The sequence below is a fragment of the Roseateles sp. P5_E8 genome (assembly GCF_054177665.1).
On record NZ_JBGCUM010000010.1, the window covers coordinates 111296 to 127505 of the forward strand.

10 protein-coding genes are annotated in these 16210 nt (G+C 71.1%); 6 read left to right on the forward strand and 4 right to left on the reverse strand.

What is annotated here, in order from left to right; all coding sequences use genetic code 11:
* The first annotated feature begins 91 nt into the window (after positions 1–91).
* Positions 92–295, forward strand: a complete 204-nt coding sequence (locus ACXRVZ_RS08645) for a hypothetical protein (RefSeq protein WP_457424323.1) — start codon at positions 92–94, stop codon at positions 293–295.
* 71 nt (positions 296–366) lie between these two features.
* On the opposite strand, the gene ACXRVZ_RS08650 is transcribed toward ACXRVZ_RS08645, so the two are convergent.
* Positions 367–8940, reverse strand: a complete 8574-nt coding sequence (locus ACXRVZ_RS08650; RefSeq protein WP_458232293.1) for a GH36-type glycosyl hydrolase domain-containing protein — start codon at positions 8938–8940, stop codon at positions 367–369.
* 105 nt (positions 8941–9045) lie between these two features.
* Between ACXRVZ_RS08650 and ACXRVZ_RS08655 the strand changes: the two genes are divergently transcribed.
* Complete coding sequence (locus ACXRVZ_RS08655; RefSeq protein WP_457424319.1) at positions 9046–9513, forward strand: hypothetical protein; 468 nt, start codon at positions 9046–9048, stop codon at positions 9511–9513.
* Here ACXRVZ_RS08655 and ACXRVZ_RS08660 read toward each other — a convergent pair.
* Positions 9497–9835, reverse strand: a complete 339-nt coding sequence (locus ACXRVZ_RS08660; RefSeq protein ID WP_457424317.1) for a thioredoxin domain-containing protein — start codon at positions 9833–9835, stop codon at positions 9497–9499. The genes ACXRVZ_RS08655 and ACXRVZ_RS08660 overlap by 17 nt on opposite strands.
* A gap of 125 nt (positions 9836–9960) precedes the next feature.
* Between ACXRVZ_RS08660 and ACXRVZ_RS08665 the strand changes: the two genes are divergently transcribed.
* The gene (locus ACXRVZ_RS08665) at positions 9961–10521 is read left to right on the forward strand and encodes a hypothetical protein (RefSeq protein WP_457424315.1); all 561 of its coding nucleotides are present in this window, start codon (positions 9961–9963) and stop codon (positions 10519–10521) included.
* Between the two features lie 12 nt (positions 10522–10533).
* Here the strand turns inward: ACXRVZ_RS08665 and ACXRVZ_RS08670 are convergent, their stop codons facing one another.
* Both ACXRVZ_RS08670 and ACXRVZ_RS08675 read right to left on the reverse strand, forming a co-directional pair.
* Positions 10534–11919, reverse strand: a complete 1386-nt coding sequence (locus tag ACXRVZ_RS08670) for a sensor histidine kinase (RefSeq protein WP_458232294.1) — start codon at positions 11917–11919, stop codon at positions 10534–10536.
* A gap of 28 nt (positions 11920–11947) precedes the next feature.
* The gene (locus ACXRVZ_RS08675; protein WP_457424311.1) at positions 11948–12631 is read right to left on the reverse strand and encodes a response regulator transcription factor; all 684 of its coding nucleotides are present in this window, start codon (positions 12629–12631) and stop codon (positions 11948–11950) included.
* A 180-nt stretch (positions 12632–12811) separates the two neighbouring features.
* Here ACXRVZ_RS08675 and ACXRVZ_RS08680 point away from each other — a divergent pair, with 180 nt between their 5' ends.
* From ACXRVZ_RS08680 to ACXRVZ_RS08690, 3 genes are all read left to right on the forward strand, one after another.
* Complete coding sequence (locus tag ACXRVZ_RS08680; protein WP_458232295.1) at positions 12812–13774, forward strand: Bug family tripartite tricarboxylate transporter substrate binding protein; 963 nt, start codon at positions 12812–12814, stop codon at positions 13772–13774.
* A gap of 8 nt (positions 13775–13782) precedes the next feature.
* Positions 13783–14292, forward strand: coding sequence for a tripartite tricarboxylate transporter TctB family protein (locus ACXRVZ_RS08685; RefSeq protein WP_457424307.1), 510 nt, complete (start codon positions 13783–13785; stop codon positions 14290–14292).
* Positions 14293–14615: 323 nt separating this feature from the next.
* Positions 14616–16112 (forward strand): tripartite tricarboxylate transporter permease, encoded by a 1497-nt coding sequence (locus ACXRVZ_RS08690; RefSeq protein ID WP_457424385.1) that lies wholly within the window; start codon positions 14616–14618, stop codon positions 16110–16112.
* The last annotated feature ends 98 nt before the right edge of the window (positions 16113–16210 follow it).

Consider the following 16210-nt stretch of genomic DNA (forward strand, 5'->3'; position numbering starts at 1 on the left):
CAGTCCTACCCCCGCTTCTGATCGTCTCCGAAAGACTGGGCGCGATGCCGCACCTAGAGTTGTAAGTCCAGCCCCCAGGAAGGAGCACAAGATGTCCCGCGCCACCGATCATTTGCTGCGTCAGCATCTCGAAAGCCTTGGCGCGCACCTGCGCCAATGCCGAACCCTGTCTGACCGCAGCCACCGAGCCCTGTGCTCGCTCGAAACCATCAACGCCGTTGTCGGCCAGCGCCTGTTCACGACGGTGCTGCTTGGCGGCCTGGTCATGGCGCTCTTCCTTGGCGTCTCGGCCTAGCGCCAGGCGGCAAAGCTTGCCGAAGAAAAAGGCGGCCCTGCGGGGCCGCTTTCCTTTTTTGCCGCTGTGTTTCAAACCAGAGCGGGTTCGGCCCGGGGCGCCGAGGCGTGCTCCGAGGCCGGCACCCACAGCTTGAGGTCGCCCGGCACCTCGGCCAGCACCAGCGCGGTGCCCGGCGCGAGCAGCGTGTAGCCGGCCGGCACCCTGGACTGGGCGGACGCCCGTTGCACTAACACCTCCACCTGGCGGCCTTCCACCGCCAGCCGCACGCGTGCCTGGGACCAGTGCGGCGGCAGGCAGGGCTGCACGCGCAGCTCGCCGTGGCTCAGGCGCACGCCGCAGATGGACTCGACGGCCGCGCGCAGCAGCCAGCCGGCCGCACCCGTGTACCAGCTCCAGCCGCCGCGGCCCGCGTGGGGCTGCGCGGTCTCGATGTCACCCGCCACGGCAAACGGCTCCAGCCCGTAGACGGCGCCATGCGCGCCGCGGTGGGCCGGGCTGATCGCCGTGAACGCGGCCCAGGCACGTTCGGCCTGGCCGAGATGGGCGCTGGCCATCAGCGCCCAGGTGGCGGCGTGGTTGTACTGGCCGCCGTTCTCGCGCACGCCGCCTGGGTAGGCCTGGATGTAGCCGGCCTCGGGTTCATGGTCCTTCAAGGGCGGCCACAGCAGGCGCAGCAGGTGGGCGTCGCGGTCGTGCAGTTCGCGCCAGGCGCTGTCCAGGGCCTGAGCGGCGCGCTCAGGGCGGGCGGCGCCAGTGAGCACGGCCCAGGCCTGCACGATCAGGTCGATGCGGCATTCGCTGGCCGTGTGCGTGCCCAGCACCGAGCCGTCGTCGAACCAGCCGCGGCGGTACCACTCGCCGTCCCAGGCGTTGGCGTCCAGCGCCGCGCTGAGCTTGTCGCGCGCGCGCTTCCAGGTTTCGGCGCGGGCCTGCTCGCCGCGGGCGATGGCCATGGGGCGCAGCGCGTCGATGACGGCGCACAGGAAGAAGCCCATCCACACCGACTCGCCGCGCCCTTCGGCGCCAACGCGGTTCATGCCGTCGTTCCAGTCGCCGGTGCCGAACAGCGGCAGGCCGTGGGAGCCGACCGGCAGGCTCACGTCGATGGAGCGCGCCGCGTGCTCGTAGAGGCTGGCGGTGTCGGCGCTGATGAATGGTGTTTCGTAGATGTCCTCGGCGCCCTCGGGCACGGCGCGGCCTTCGATGAAGGGCAGTTGCTCGTCGGCCAGCGCCGTGTCGCCGGTGCGCTCGGTGTACAGCGCCAGGGCCAGCGCCAGCCAGAGCCGGTCGTCGGCGAAATGCGTGCGCACGCCGGCGCCAGCGGGCTCGTGCCACCAGTGCTGCACGTCGCCCTGCGGGAACTGGCGGCGTGCGTGGCGGCGGATCTGCTCGGCCAGGCGCTCGGGTGCGTGCTGCACCAGCGCCATCGCGTCCTGCAACTGGTCGCGAAAGCCAAAGGCGCCGCCGGCCTGGAAGAAGCCGGCGCGACCCCAGATGCGGCAGGCCAGCACTTGCGTGGGCAGCCAGTGGTTGACGAGGGCGTCGAAGCCGGCGTCGGGCGTGGCCACCTGCACCGGGGCGCTCAAGTTGCGCCAGACCTGGCGTTGTGCGGCCAGGCGCTGCAGCGGGTCCACCTTCCAGGCCTCGCGGGCCCGCTCGCGCGCCGCGTTCAGGCTGGGCGCATGGCCTAACAGCACGGTCGCGTGCCAGGCGTGGCCGGCCTCAAGGCGCAACGGCACGGCCAGCAGCGCGGCGGCGTCGGTGTTGGGTCCGGCCTGGCCGTCCAGCGCGTGCGGCATGACGAGACGGCCCTCGTCGTCGAACAGCAGGCGGCGGTCGCCGCTGGCCTCGATGGCGGCATTCCACAGCCGCGGCGGGTTCAGGTCGGCGGCAAAGCCGGCCTCGTGCGGCCAGGGCCACAGCGCATGGTCCTCGGCCAGGCTGTCGACCTGGTCGGGCGTCACGTCGCCACCGCGCGTCGGGCGCAGCGCCAGCCAGGCGGTGTGGCCACCAAAGCCGTTGAGGCCATCGGCCTGCGTGGCCAGCACCAGCAGCGGCACGTCGCTGGCGTTGCTGGGCGTCGGCGCTTCGATGCGCGTGACCACGCTGCGGCGCGCGCTGCTGTCCATGCCCAGCTGCCATTGCGCGCCGGCCAGCAGGCGCAGGCGGCGCGGCGCGCTGCCGGGCGCGGCGTGCAGCTCGACCTGGCATTGGCGCACGGCGGTGCTGGCGTCCACCGTCCAGCGCAGGCGCACGACGAGGTGGGGCAGCGTGAAGGCCAGCGCCGTGGCGCCGGGCAGGTGGGCCACCGGCTGGTGGGCGCTGGCGCGGCCCAGCAGCCAGGCGCAGCCGCTGTCCAGGCAATGCAGGATCAGCCACTCGCCAGGGCTGTCCAGCAGCGCGTCGTTGGACCAGGGCGTGATCTGGTGCAGCCGGCTGTTGCCGGCCCAGGCCATGCCGGCGCCACGCTCCGACACCTGGCAGCCAAAGCTCTCGTTGGCGATGACGTTGACCCAGGGGCGCGGCGGCTGGCTGGCGGGCGCCAGCTCGAAGACGCATGCACCGCTGGCGGCGTCGAAGTCGTGCGGCGGCTGGGCCGCGCCAGGCTCGGCCGGGCTCCACAGCACATGGGTGGCGAGCGCGGCGCGGCGGGCCTTGGCGGCCTGCTCATGCGGCGCGGCTATGCGCTCCAGCTGCTGGGCCAGCGGCCGGCCGTCGGCAAACCAGCGCACGCGGGCGAGCAGGTTCAGCGCGAAGCGGGTGTCGTCCTGCACGGCGCCGTCGGACAGCACATGCAGCCGCGCACGGCCGCGCTGCTGCTGCTCTGCCAGGGAGCGCAGTGCGCGCGACACCGGCGCCAGGTAGGAGGCGGGCTCGGCGTCCAGCACGACGATGTCCACCGCCAGCGGGCTGCCCTGGGCCTGCAGCAGCGCGCAGAGCTCGCGCACCATCAGCACGCCGGTCGTGTCAGCCACGCGGATGAGGATGATGGGTGCGTCGCCCGACACGCCGTGGCGCCACAGCGCGTCGCGCTGGAAGCTGCCCTCCAGCGCCGGCACGCCGTCGCGTGCGGCTTGCGAGGTCAGCAGCGTCTGCAGCGCCAGGCCCGCGCGCCAGGCGCCCGGGGCCAGGCCGGCGCCCTGCGTGCGCACGCCGGCCATGGTGTGGGCCAGCATCAGCGTGCGCTCGCGCAGGGCGGTCTGGGCCAGCTTGTCGAGCGCGTGGTTGAGCGTCTGCGCCTCGGGCGCGGCGGCGGTGGCGATGGTCAGCGTGATGCGCCCGCCGGGTGGCAGCGTCAGGGCCAGGTGCAGCAGCGAGATGGGGTCGTTGCCCGTGTCCAGCGCGCCGGCCTCGGTGCTCAGCCCAGGCAGAGCACCGCTGCGCAGCGCCTTGGCCTCGGCGCGGGCAATCGCGCCGCCGGGCTGGCCGGCGCGGCCACCACGGGCTAGCCAGTGGGCGCGGTCGGCGCCGGCCTGCAGGCGGTCCAGCCGCGCGCCCCCTTCCGCCTCCACGCCAACGAGGGCATGCACCGCATAAAGCGGCGCCTCCTTGTGGCCGCGCGGCAGGCGCTGCCAGTGCAGGGCGCGCTGCTCGGGAGCCCAGCGTGCCTGCAGGAAGAGCTTGCCGAAAGCCGGGTGGGCCAGGTCGGCACGGGCCGGCGCCAGCACGGGCTCGAAGCTGGACACCAGCGCGATGCGGCGCTCGCGGTCGGACAGATTGCGCAGCGTGATGCGGCGCAGCTCGACGTCGTCTTCCACCGCCACCCAGACCTCGGTCTGCGCGTGCAACTGCTCGCCCTCGGCCGTGAACTGCGCGCTGGCCGGGTGCAGGCGGGCGCTGTAGCGCCACTGCGGGCCAGGCGTGGGCCGCAGCGTCAGCGACCGCCAGGGATTGACCTCAGCACCTCCGCGCCAGTGGCCCTCGGCGGTGACGGGCCAGGGCGTGTCCAGGTCGCGCAGGTGCAGGTGGTGGCCCAGCAGGTCCTGCGCGAGGTCGTCGTGCCAGCGGTTCACCAGCACCTGCGCGCCGGGCTCGCCGAACATCAGCGCGCCGCCGCCGTGCTCGCGCAGCATGGCGGTGAGGCGGCCATGGCCCAGCCAGGCGGTGGCGGGCAGGGCGCGGCCGCGCGTGTCGGGCACGACCAGGGAGATATGGGCGCGGCGCGGCGCGGCGCGCGTGGGCGTGACGGGCGGTTCCTTCAGCGGCGGCACCTCGTGCGGGGCGCGCTCGTGCAGCAGCCAGCGCACGGCGGACAGGCGCGGCTCGGCGTCAGCCCAGCGCTGCGGCGCGCCGCCGCACAACACCTCGGTCAGCGCCACGAGGGCCATGCCCTGGTGATGGCTCATGGATGTGCCGATGCGCTGCACGCGCGGGCCGGTGCGGGCCGGCGCGTCCTCGCTGTCGCTCGGCGTCTCCGGCTGGCGGCTGGCGGTGTAGTCCAGCGCCTCCATGAAGCCATGCTCGTGGCGTGCGCCCAGGGCTTGCAGATGGCGCAGGTTGGCCACCGCCGCGCGCGGCATCACCATGGTCGCCATGAGGCTGGCGTAGGGGGCGATGACGACCTCCTCGGGCGGCGTGTCGCGCAGCGCCAGGGCGGCGTTGCCCTGCGGGCCGTACTGGTAGGCCAGGCTCTCGTCGCGCTTGGCATAGGCGCTTTCGGACACGCCCCAGGGCAGGCCCTTGGCCTTGCCGGCGCGGATCTGCTCCATGACGGTGGCGCGCGCAGCCTCTTCCAACGCGCTGCCGGCGGGCTCGTCCAGCACCAGGGACGGCATCAGCATTTCGAACATCGAGCCCGACCAGCTCTTCAGCCCGGTCACGGCGCCGCGCGAGAAGAAGGGCCGGCCCAGCGCGCCCCAGTGAGAGGCAGGCAGGTCGCCCTTGGCGATGCCGACGAGGCTGGTCAGGCGGGCCTCGGAGCACAGCAGGTCATAGTGGTTCATGTCCAGCCGCTCGCCGCCGGGCTCGACGCCCGGGGGCGCGACGGCGCCGATGTGCAGCAGGCGGCGCTGCGTGTCGTAGAGCCAGGTGAAGTCGTGCGCCAGCGCCATGGCACGGGCGCGGTTGGCCACCTCGTCCAGCGCCTGCGCCACCTCGGGCGGCGGCGGGAAGCCGTCGCCGCCGCGCGCAAAGCCCTCGCAGGCCGCCGCCACGACGAGCAGGTGGGCGCAGAGGTTGCCGCTGTCCACAGCCGACACGTAATGCGGCTCCAACACGGCCAGGCGCTGCGTGTCCATCCAGTTGTAGAGATGGCCGCGGTGCTTGGGGAGCTTGTCCACGGTGTCCAGCGTGCGCTTGATGCGCTCGGCCAGGCCCACGTCGTGCAGCCAGCCGAACTCGCGCGCGCAGCAGGCCGACAGCAGGTACAGGCCGATGTTGGTGGGCGAGGTGCGGTGGGCGACGGCGATGTCGGGATCGAACTGCACGTTGTCGGGTGGCAGGTCGTTGTCGTCCTTGGTGACCCAGCGCTCGAACCAGCGCCAGGTGTCGCGCGCCACGCCCAGCAGGTAGTGGCGGCCGTCGTCGTCGATGGCTTCGCGGCGCGGCCGGGCACGCGGCCGGCTGGCCAGCGCGATCCACAGTGGCGACAGCAGCCAGGCCGCCAGCAGCGGCAGGGCGATGTGCCAGGCGACGTCCAGCCCGACGAAGTTGGCGTTGACCAGCAGCGTGATGAGCACGCCGGTGGCCAGTGTGAGCTTGCGGTGCTGGCGCCACAGCGGCAGCCATTCGGTGCGGGCGGCGGCTTCTGCGGCGTCGGCCGTCGTCCACTCCAGCAGGCCGCGGTGCGTGACCTTCTGGCGCCAGACGGCGCGGGCGATGGCGTCCAGCTGCAGCCAGGTCGTGGCCGGCAGCATCGCCAAGTGCCACAACGTGCCGGCCGCCGTGCGGCTCAGTTCGATGGCGGCCTGGCGGTAGAAACGCGGCAGCGAGATGCGGTCACGCGCCGGCGCGCAGGCGGCCAGCGCGCCCATCAGCGGCCCGACGCCGAAGGCCGCTGCGACGGCGACCAGCGCCCAGCCCGGCGACAGGCCCAGGCCCAGCCATGACGTGACCAGCAGCAGCAGCGAGGCGGGTGCGACGAGACTGCGGCGCAGGTTGTCCAGCATCTTCCACACGTGCACGGCGCGCAGGCCCCAGCGGCGCGGGTGATTGATGAAGGGCAGCAGTTGCCAGTCGCCACGCGTCCAGCGGTGGATGCGCGCGGCGGCCACGTCGGCATGCATGGGCGCGGCCTCCACCAGCACCACGTCGCTGACGCCAGCGCAGCGCATCAGCGAGCCTTCCAGCAGGTCGTGGCTCAGGACCTGGCTCTCGGGCAGGCGGTGGGCCAGCACCTGGGCGGCTGCGTGCACGTCGATCAGTCCCTTGCCGGTGGCGCTGCCTTCGTCGAACAGGTCCTGGTAGACCTCGGACGCGGCGTTGCTGTACGGGTCCAGCCCCGGCTGACCGGCGAACAGGCTGTGGAACCAGGTGCCGTGCACGGTGGAGCTGCCGGCGGCCGTGGCCAGCGGTGTGGCAATGCGCGGCTGCAGCATGCCGTGGCCGTGCACGACGGTGATGGCGCCGCGCGCGGAGGTCTGCACGCGCGGGCGGTTCAGCGGGTGGGCGGCAATGGCCACCAGCTCACGCAGGGTGCCCGGGGGCAGGGCGGTGTCGCTGTCCAGCGTGACGAGGTGGCGAATGCCGGGGGCCGGTGTGGACAGCGCGCCGAGGTCGATGAAGCGGTCGGGGAGCGTCTGGGTATCCAAAGTTGCAGGGTCGGCCGCCAGCAGCGCGACCAACGCTTCCGTCTTGCCGCGCTTGCGCTCCCAGCCAATCCACTTCTGCTCGGTCTCGCTCCAGCGGCGCTCGCGGTGCAACAGCAGGAAGCGCGGCAGGCCGCCGCAGCTGGGGCCGTAGCGCTGGTTCAAGGCCTCGACGCCGGTGCGGGCGCGCAGCAGCAGCTCGCTGTCCTGCGGCAGGTGCTCGACCTTAGCGTCGCCAAAGTCGCTGAGCAGCGCGAACTGGGCTTCGCCCTCCAGGTTGGCGAGGTGGTGGCGCTCCAGCTGGGCCAGCAGCGTCGCGATGCCCTTGGCGCGCGTCAGCATGCAGGGGATGACGACCAGGGTGCGCGCCTCGGCCGGGATGCCGCCGGGCCAGGACAGGCGCGGCAGCCGCAGCGGCCGGGAGCTTTCGCTGATCAGGCGGTTGGCCAGGGCGACGATGGCCTCACTGGCCGGCAGCGCCGCCAGCAGCGCGGCGGCCACCGTCATCGGCCAGCCGGCGTCGTACGCCAGGCCCAGCGCGAGCAGGAAAGTCATCGCGGCGATGCTGAGCCCGGCCAGGCTGGACAGGTAGACGGCGGTGCGGTGGCGCAGCAGCAGGCCTGCGGCCCGCTCGGCCCAGAAATCGCGGATGCGCAGCGCCGACAGCAGTTGCGGCCGGCCACGGCCGGTCAGCCAGTGCAGCGGCGCGCGCTCGGCGGCGTCGGCTGCCCGGGCCGGGTCGTTGCAAAGCCCGCGCAGGACCTCGGCCACGTCGGCCTCAGCCAAGCTGTGCCGGGCCGCCAGCGCCTCGATGGCGTGCACGGCGCGGTCCTGCGTGCTGTCCTGCTCCTGGCGATAGATGTCGATGCGGTTCAGCGCCTTCAGCGCCGGGTGCACGGCCTCGAACAGGCTGGCCCAGTCGGCCGCGCCCAGGCGGCGCAGGCTGCCAATGGCGTTGCGGATGCTCTGGTGGTCGGCCGCGCCCTCGGTCTGCTCGGCGTCCTGGGCGGCGGCGGCATCGGGCAGCAGGCCGGTGATCCAGTCGCGCGCCGCTGCCCACGAGGACTCGGTCCCGTCGCCGTCCTCGTCCTCATGCGGCTGGCCGAGGGCACGGTCCACCAGGCGTTCATGCAGGCGCAGCGCCAGGGCCTGCACGGCAGGGTCGCGCGGCCATTGGGCTTGCCAGTTGGCAAGCTGCTGGCGCACGGCGTCGGGCTTCAGCTGCGGCAGCGCCTCGAAGAGCGCCTGCGCCCCGCGCCGCCCGAGATGACGCCAGGCGGCGCGCTCGGCCAGCCGGCGCAGGTTCTCCACCAGCACCACGCGCAGCGTGGACGGCAGCGCCCACAGCTCGCGCAGCGTCAGTGCCTGGGCATCGTGATGACCGTCCAGGAAATGCTGCATCAGCGTCATGTCCAGCGCGCTGTCGGCATGCGCCACCCAGGCCCAGGCCACGCCGTAAACGCGCGGCAGCCCCTGCAGCGGCTCGTCGGCTAGGCGTGGCAGGCGCTGGAAATAGCTGCGCGGCAGGTCGTGCAGCACCTCGTCGAGCTGCTGCTGCACCAGGCGGGCGTTGTCCAGCAGCCAGGCGTGGGCCGGGTCGGTGTCGGCCTGCAGGCCGTGTTCGGACAGCACCTCCAGCGCGGCGTCCCAGACCTGCAGATTGCTCTTCAAGCGCGGGAAGAAGGGGCGCGGCTTGCGGCTGTCATCCTCGACGCGCTGGGCAGTGGCGAGGCTGCGGCCATGCTCGGCAAAGCGCTCGGCGCCGAACTGCACGGCCCGCACCACCGCCGCCGCCGCTCCGGGGCCCGCCGCCACGCGGAGAAAGTCGGTCGCGGCGCCCGCGGGCGTCAGGTCTTGCGGCAGCGGTGCGGGCGTGAGAGGGGACGGCTCGGTCATGACTGCACTGTCCACGCGAGCGCGCGGGCACGGCGACGGCATGCGTGCCGAGCGGATGTCAGTGCAGTCCTACAGGTAGGGCGACATGCTGCACACTCGCTCACGATGCGAAAACTGCTGCGATTTGGGGCGGGTGTTCTAGGGGTGCTGCTGCTTTTTGTAGCGATGTTGCCGTGGCTGCTCTACGAGCTGGGGCTGAGCCGGTTCGACAAGTTGCCGGCGAGCCCCGCGCAGCTGGCGACGGCGGAAGAGCAGGCGCAGGCGTGGGCGCGTGCGCGTGGCGCGGGCATGCCGAAGATCGAGCCGATGAACCCGTACAGCTTCGTCTTCAATTTCTTCACACGAGACCCTGCCCACAACGCGACGCCGGGCGAGTCGGTCGCCCACCTCGCCGCATCCGACTACGCGCTGCAGCAGCGGCCCATGATGGGGAACGCGCATCTGGAGCGAGTGGCCTTGGCGATCTGGCTGACGCGCCACTGGACGACCGAAGAGCTGCTGACGGCGGCGGCCCATCCCGTCGTGATCACGTTCACGCCGCGCAAGCCGCGCCCGGTCAGCGCTGAGCCCTGAGCCGGCCGGCCAGTTCCACGTAGTCTGGCGCTGCCCGCGCCGGCGTCGCATCCGTGAGGTGGGCGCGCAGCACGCGCTTGAGCGTCTCGGGCTGCGGCGTCAGCGGGCCGGCGAAGCGGATGTGCTCGTCGTCGGCGATCAGCAGCGTCGGGAAGGTCTCGATGTCCAGGTCGCCGATCAGCTCCGCCTCGTCCTCGATGTCTATCCAGCGGATGCGCAGGCCGGCCTGCGGCAGCTCGGCGCAGGCGGCCTCAAAGACTTGTTGGTAGGACTCGCAGGTGCGGCACCAGGCGGCGCAGAGGCAGGCGACGTGAACGGTCATGGGGCGGCATGGTGCCATGGCGGCAGAGGCAGGCGCTGGCATGCCAGCATTGGCCGCCGGATTGACGGTGATTGCTGTTGCGATAAAACCTTCATCCAACGGCAACAGCCATCAGGGAGCCTCCATTGCGTTTCTTCGTCCTCCTCGCCGCGCTGGCAATGGCAAGCGCGCCCGCCACTGCCGTTGAATTGACCGTGGTGACCACTAAGGGATACGTCCGGTTCGAGGTGCCTGACGAATGGACGGTCCTGAAGGCACAGACCAAGCCGCCGGTCTCGGCGTTGGCGTTTCAGATTGCCAACCCCGCCGACGAAGGTACTCCGCACTCCACCAATGTCGCGGTCTCGTTGATGGATACGAAGACGGAGGCGGGCAAGAAGGCGGCGTCTCGTATCGGTGTGCAGTACGGGAGCGCCTCACCTGTGGTGAGCCAGGAGGGTGCCTGGACGCTCTACTCGCAAGGCGCTGATCAGGGCGGCGTCAGATATCAAGTCGTTGATGCCGCGCGCGACATCGCCGATGTTGTCGTCTCCATCCGCTTCGCCTGGCCGGAACTGCCGGCCAATGGCGCGGGCTACAACGAGGCCATGCGCGCGGCACTGCGAGGCGTTCAGAACTCGGTGTCGGGCGGCCTTGGAATTCCGCCACCGAGGCCGGGCGAAGTGATTCGCCGCCCGGCACAGTGAAGCGGGTGGAGATCAGCCGGCCAGAGGCAACTCAACTCGCGCGTCCAGCCCGGCGATACGACCGCTGTCCAGGCGATTGCCCAAGCCCAATTGCCCGCCCAGTGAATGCACCAGCGCCTGGCAGATGGCCAGGCCCAGGCCCGAGCCCTTGCTGGCGTGGCCGACGGCGAAGGGCAGGAAGAGGCGCTGCTGCTGCTCCGCCGTCAGGCCCGGCCCGCCGTCGGCGATGAGCAGCCGCGCGGTGCCCGCCTGCACCGTCAGCGCGATGCTCAGGCCGCCACCGGCCGGTGTGTGCTGGATGGCGTTGTGCAGCAGGTTGCGCGTCAGCTCGCGCAGCGCCCATTCGTGGCTGGCGATGGGCGCCGGCTCGGTGTGGATGTCGAAGTCCAGCCCCTGCTTGGCGATCAGTGGCGCCAGGTCCAGAGCCACGGCGCGCACGATCCCGGCCCAGTCCTGCGTCGGCATGGCCTCGCCCTGCTGGCGCATCTGCTCGGCGCGGGCCAGGGCCAGCATCTGGTTGGCGAGCTCGGTGGCGCGGGCCACGGTGGTGTCGATCTCGGCCAGTGCCTGCAGCGGCTCCACGTCGCCCTGGCGGGCCGATTGCACTTGCACCTTCAGCACGGCCAGTGGCGTGCGAAGCTGGTGGGAGGCATCGCGCACAAAACGCTTCTGGTGCTCCAGCAGCCGCGCCTGGCGGGCCAGCGCGTCGTTGGTGGCGACGATCAGCGGTGCCAGCTCGGCCGGCATGTCGGGCGCCTGCAGGGGGCTGAGATCATCGGCGTCGCGGGCCTGCAGCGCGGTGCTGAGTTCGCGCACCGGCCGCGTCGCGCGCTGCACCACGGTCCAGACGACGATGGCGATGACGGCCAGCAGCGCCGCCTGCCGCCACAGCGTGTGCAGCAAGACCTGGCGCGCCAGGCTGCGGCGCAGGGCCAGCGTCTCGGCCACCTGGATGATGGCTTGCCCCATGCCGGTCTGGCCGGCCACCGGCTGCACCAGCACGGCCATGCGCACCGGCTCACCGCGAAACGTGTCGTCGTAGAAGTCCACCAGTGCCGGGTAGGCGGCCTGGTCGGGCAGCTTGCCCTGCCAGGCTGGCAGGTCGTCGTAGCCCGACACCATCTCGCCCTTGAAGCCCAGCACCTTGAAGTACAGCCGGCTGCGGCTGTCGGTCTCGAAGGCTTCCAGCGCGGCATAGGGCACGGCCGCCACGAGCCGGGCCTGCTCGCCGCTGCCGTCCACGCCCAGCAGTTCGCCAATCGACTTGGCCGAGGCCAGCAGCGTGCGGTCATAGGCCGTGTCGACAGCGCGCAGGGTCTCGCGGTAGAGGCTGACGGTGTTGATGGCGATCAGCAGGCCCACCGGCAGCAGGATGCCCAGCAGCAGGCGGCTGCGCATGGACAGCCTAGCGAGACCTTTGGCCTGCTCAGTCATCTGCTTGGAGCAGATAGCCGAGCCCGCGCAGCGTGACGAGCTTGGCGCCGGTGGTGGCGAGGCGCTTGCGCAGGCGGTAGGCGACCACCTCGATGGCATCGGGCTGGGCGTCGGCTGCGTCGGCAAAGACAAGGTCGAACAGCTTGTCCTTGGCCACCGCCTGGCCGGGCCGAACGAGCAGCGCGCGCAGCAACGCGGTTTCGCGCGGTGGCAGGTCCAGCGGCTGGCCGTGGTGGACGACGGCGCCGCTTTCCACGTCCACGCGCAGGCCGCAGAAGCTGGGGGTTTCAATCGCCTTGAAGCCCTCGCTCGCCTGGCCCTGCCGGCGCACCAGCGCGCGGATGCGGGCTTCCAGTTCGTCCAGGTCGAAGGGCTTGGGCAGGTAGTCGTCGGCGCCGGTGTTCAGGCCCAGGATCTTGTCGCCCAGCGTGCCGCGCGCCGTGATGATGATGACCGGCGTGGTGAGGCCTTCGGCGCGCGCCTGGGCCAGCACGTCCAGGCCGTCGAGGCCGGGCATGGAGAGATCCAGCAGCACCACGTCGGGCAGGCTGGCGCGCCAGCGGCTCAGGGCCTTGGCGCCGTCGTCGCAGATGCCGACCTTGAAGCCGCGCCGCTCGAAGGAGCGTTGCAGCGTGGTCTGCATGGCGGTGTTGTCTTCGATCACCAGCAGCTTCATGGGGCGGCAGGCTAGCACCGGGTCACCTCACGACCGGGGTTGAGGTTTACCCCGACGGTTTGGACAGCCGATTGACAGCCTCGCCGTCGAGGATGGGCCCCCAAGAAGCACAGCCTTCTGCGCTGGACGCCAGCGCGCGGGCCCCCAAGAATGGCCCCTTCCAAGACCAAGGAGACAAGCATGCGTCGAGACACCTTTCTGAAGTCCCTCGCGGCCCTGGCCGCCACAGGCGCATTTCCGCTGGCCGCTGAGGCGGCCGGTGTGCCCATGAAGATGATGATCCCCGCCAACCCGGGCGGCGGCTGGGACACGACCGGCCGCGCCTTTGGCAAGGCGCTGCAGGATGCGGGCGTCGCGTCCTCCGTGCAGTACGAGAACAAGGGCGGCGCGGCCGGCGCGCTGGGCCTGGCCCAGTTCGTCAACGCCAGCAAGGGCGACCCGCATTCGCTGCTGGTCATGGGCGCCGTCATGCTGGGCGGCATCATCACCGGCAAGCCGCCGGTGAGCCTCTCGCAGGCCACGCCGATTGCCCGCCTCATCAGCGAATACAACGTCTTCGTCGTGCATGCCGCGTCGCCGCTGAAGACGATGAAGGACGTCGTCGAGATGCTCAAGAAGGACCCGGGCAGCGTCAAGTGGGGCGGCGGCTCGCGCGGCGCCACCGAGCACATCGCCGCAGCCATGATCGCCCGCGACCAGGGCGTGGACGCGTCCAAGATCAACTACGTGCCCTTCCGCGGCGGCGGTGAGGCGACGGCGGCCATCCTGGGCGGCAACGTCACCATCGGCGGCAGCGGCTTCAGCGAATTCCAGCCCTACCTGGAGAGCGGCAAGATGCGCGCCATCGCCGTCACGTCGCCCACCCGCATCAAGGGCCTGAACGCGCCGACGCTGAAGGAACTGGGCATCGATGTCGAGATCGGCAACTGGCGCGGCGTCTACGCCCCGCCCGGCATCACGCCGGAGCAGCGCAAGGTGCTGACCGACATGGTCGTGCAGGCCACCAAGAGCAAAAGCTGGGCGGAGTCCATCGAGAAGAACGGCTGGACACCGGCGCTGCTGGCAGGGCCCGAGTTCGACAGCTTTGTTGATCGCGAATTCGCGACATTGCGCGCCATCATGGTCAAGTCCGGAATGATCTGAGGCCGGCCATGAGCAACACCACTTCCACCTCCGGCCAAGCCCTGGTCGGCGCTGGCGTCGCCATCGTCGGCGCCGTGATGGCCTGGGGCGCCACCTTCATTTCGTCGGACGCCGGCTATGCCGGCGTCGGCCCCAACGCGCTGCCGTGGCTGGTGTCCGTCGTGCTGATGGTCTGCGGCGCCTGGTTGGTGTGGGAGGCGCGCAGTGGCGGCTACCGCGAGATGGACGAGCCCTCCGGCGCGGCAAGCGGCGACTGGCGGGCGGTGGCCTGGGTGGTGGCCGGTGTGGTTGCCAATGCCAGCCTCATCACGACCATCGGCTTCATCCTGTCCTGCGGCCTGTGCTTTGCACTTGCGGTGCGTGGCCTGCGCATCGCCGAGGGAAAGGCTGGCGGCGACATCAAGCGCAGCCTCATCGACCTCGTCACCGGCGTGGCCATCGCGGCACCGGTGTTCTGGATGTTCAGCAAGCTGCTGGCCATCAATCTGCCCGGCCTGACGGCCAGCGGCTGGCTTTAACCTAGATCCGGCAGTTGACCGCTCGCTACTCATCGAGAGTGCCGGCACATCAACAGTTCGGTCACTTTGCAATGTTCACCACTTCGATGACCAGCGCTGCCCGCCCGCTAGTCCGGCGCTTCGGGCCGCTGGCGGCGTTGCTCCTCCTTGTGGGCACGAGCCCACTGCGTCGGCGCGCCTTGCCAACGACCCGCCTCGCCGTGCCGGGGCGAGACGCCCCGTCCTTCGGCAGGCACAAACAGTCCACAGGACTGTTTGTGTCCGGCCTCAGTCCCTCGGGCGCGCCCAGCTGCCGGATCTAGGTTTTAAGGAATGCTCCCATGATCGATCTCTGGAACCAACTGATGGGTGGCTTTGCCACCGCCGGCACGCCCATCAACCTGATGTGGGCCTTTCTCGGCTGCGTCATTGGCACCGGCATCGGCGTGCTGCCCGGCCTGGGCCCGGCGGTGACGGTGGCCATGCTGCTGCCCATCACGTCGCAGGTCGAACCGACGGCGTCGATGATCTTCTTCGCCGGCATCTACTACGGCGCCATGTACGGTGGCTCGACGACGTCCATCCTGCTCAACACCCCCGGGGAGACCGGCACCATGGTGACGGCGCTGGAGGGCTTCAAGATGGCCAAGAGCGGCCGCGCCGGCGCGGCACTGGCCACGGCGGCCATAGGCTCGTTTGTGGCCGGCACCATCGCGACGATCCTCGTCACGCTGTTCGCGCCGGTCGTCGCGGACTTTGCCGTCACGCTCGGCCCGCCGGAGTACTTTTTGCTGATGCTGCTGGCCTTCACCACCGTCAGCGCCGTGCTGGGGAAGAGCACGCTGCGCGGCATGACCTCGCTGTTCATCGGCCTGGCGCTGGGCCTGATCGGGCTGGACCAGATCACCGGCCAGGTGCGCTACACGGCGGGCGTGCCCGAGTTCATGGACGGCATCGAAACCGTGCTCGTGGCCGTGGGCCTGTTCGCCGTCGGCGAGACGCTCTACATGGCGCTCTACGAGGGCCGCAGCAAGCAGGAGATCAACAAGCTCAGCAGCGTGCACATGACGCGCGGCGAGTGGAAGCGCTCCATCCCCGCCTGGCTGCGCGGCACGCTCATCGGCTTCCCCTTCGGCACCATTCCGGCGGGGGGCTCGGAGATTCCGACCTTCCTCAGCTACGCGGTCGAGCGCAAGCTCAGCAAGCACCAGGAGGAGTTCGGCACCACCGGCGCCATCGAAGGCGTGGCCGGCCCCGAGGCCGCCAACAACGCGGCCGTGACGGCCACGCTGGTGCCGCTGCTGACGCTGGGCATCCCGACGTCCGTCACGGCGGCCATCCTGCTCAGCGCGCTGCAGAACTACGGCATCCAGGCCGGCCCGCAGCTGTTCACGACCTCGTCGACGCTGGTGTGGGCGCTTATTGCCTCGCTCTACATCGGCAACGTCATGCTGCTGGTGCTGAACCTGCCGCTGGTGGGCCTGTGGGTCAAGCTGCTCAAGATCCCCAAGCCGCAGCTCTACGCGGGCATCCTGATCTTCGCCACCGTCGGCGTCTATGGCATGCGCCAGAGCGCGTTCGACCTGTTCCTGATGCTGGCCCTGGGCTTGATGGGTGTTGCCATGCGGCGCTTCGATTTCCCGACCGCGCCCATCGTCGTCGGCATGATTCTGGGCCCGCTCGCCGAGGCGCAGGGCCGCAACGCGCTGTCCATCGGCAGCGGCCACTGGGGCGTGTTCGTCGAGCGGCCGCTGTCGCTGGGCCTGCTGGTGCTGCTGGCCGCCGTGCTGGTGCTGCCGAAGGTGTGGAAGCTGTTGAAGCTGCGCAAGCGTGTGGGCTGAGGCCTACAGCCGGAGGCGACCCGCGCCGGGCTGACATGGCCTGACGGCTGCCCAGAATGAAGCCACCGGCCTGCGCGCCGAGTGAGCGACACGATGGC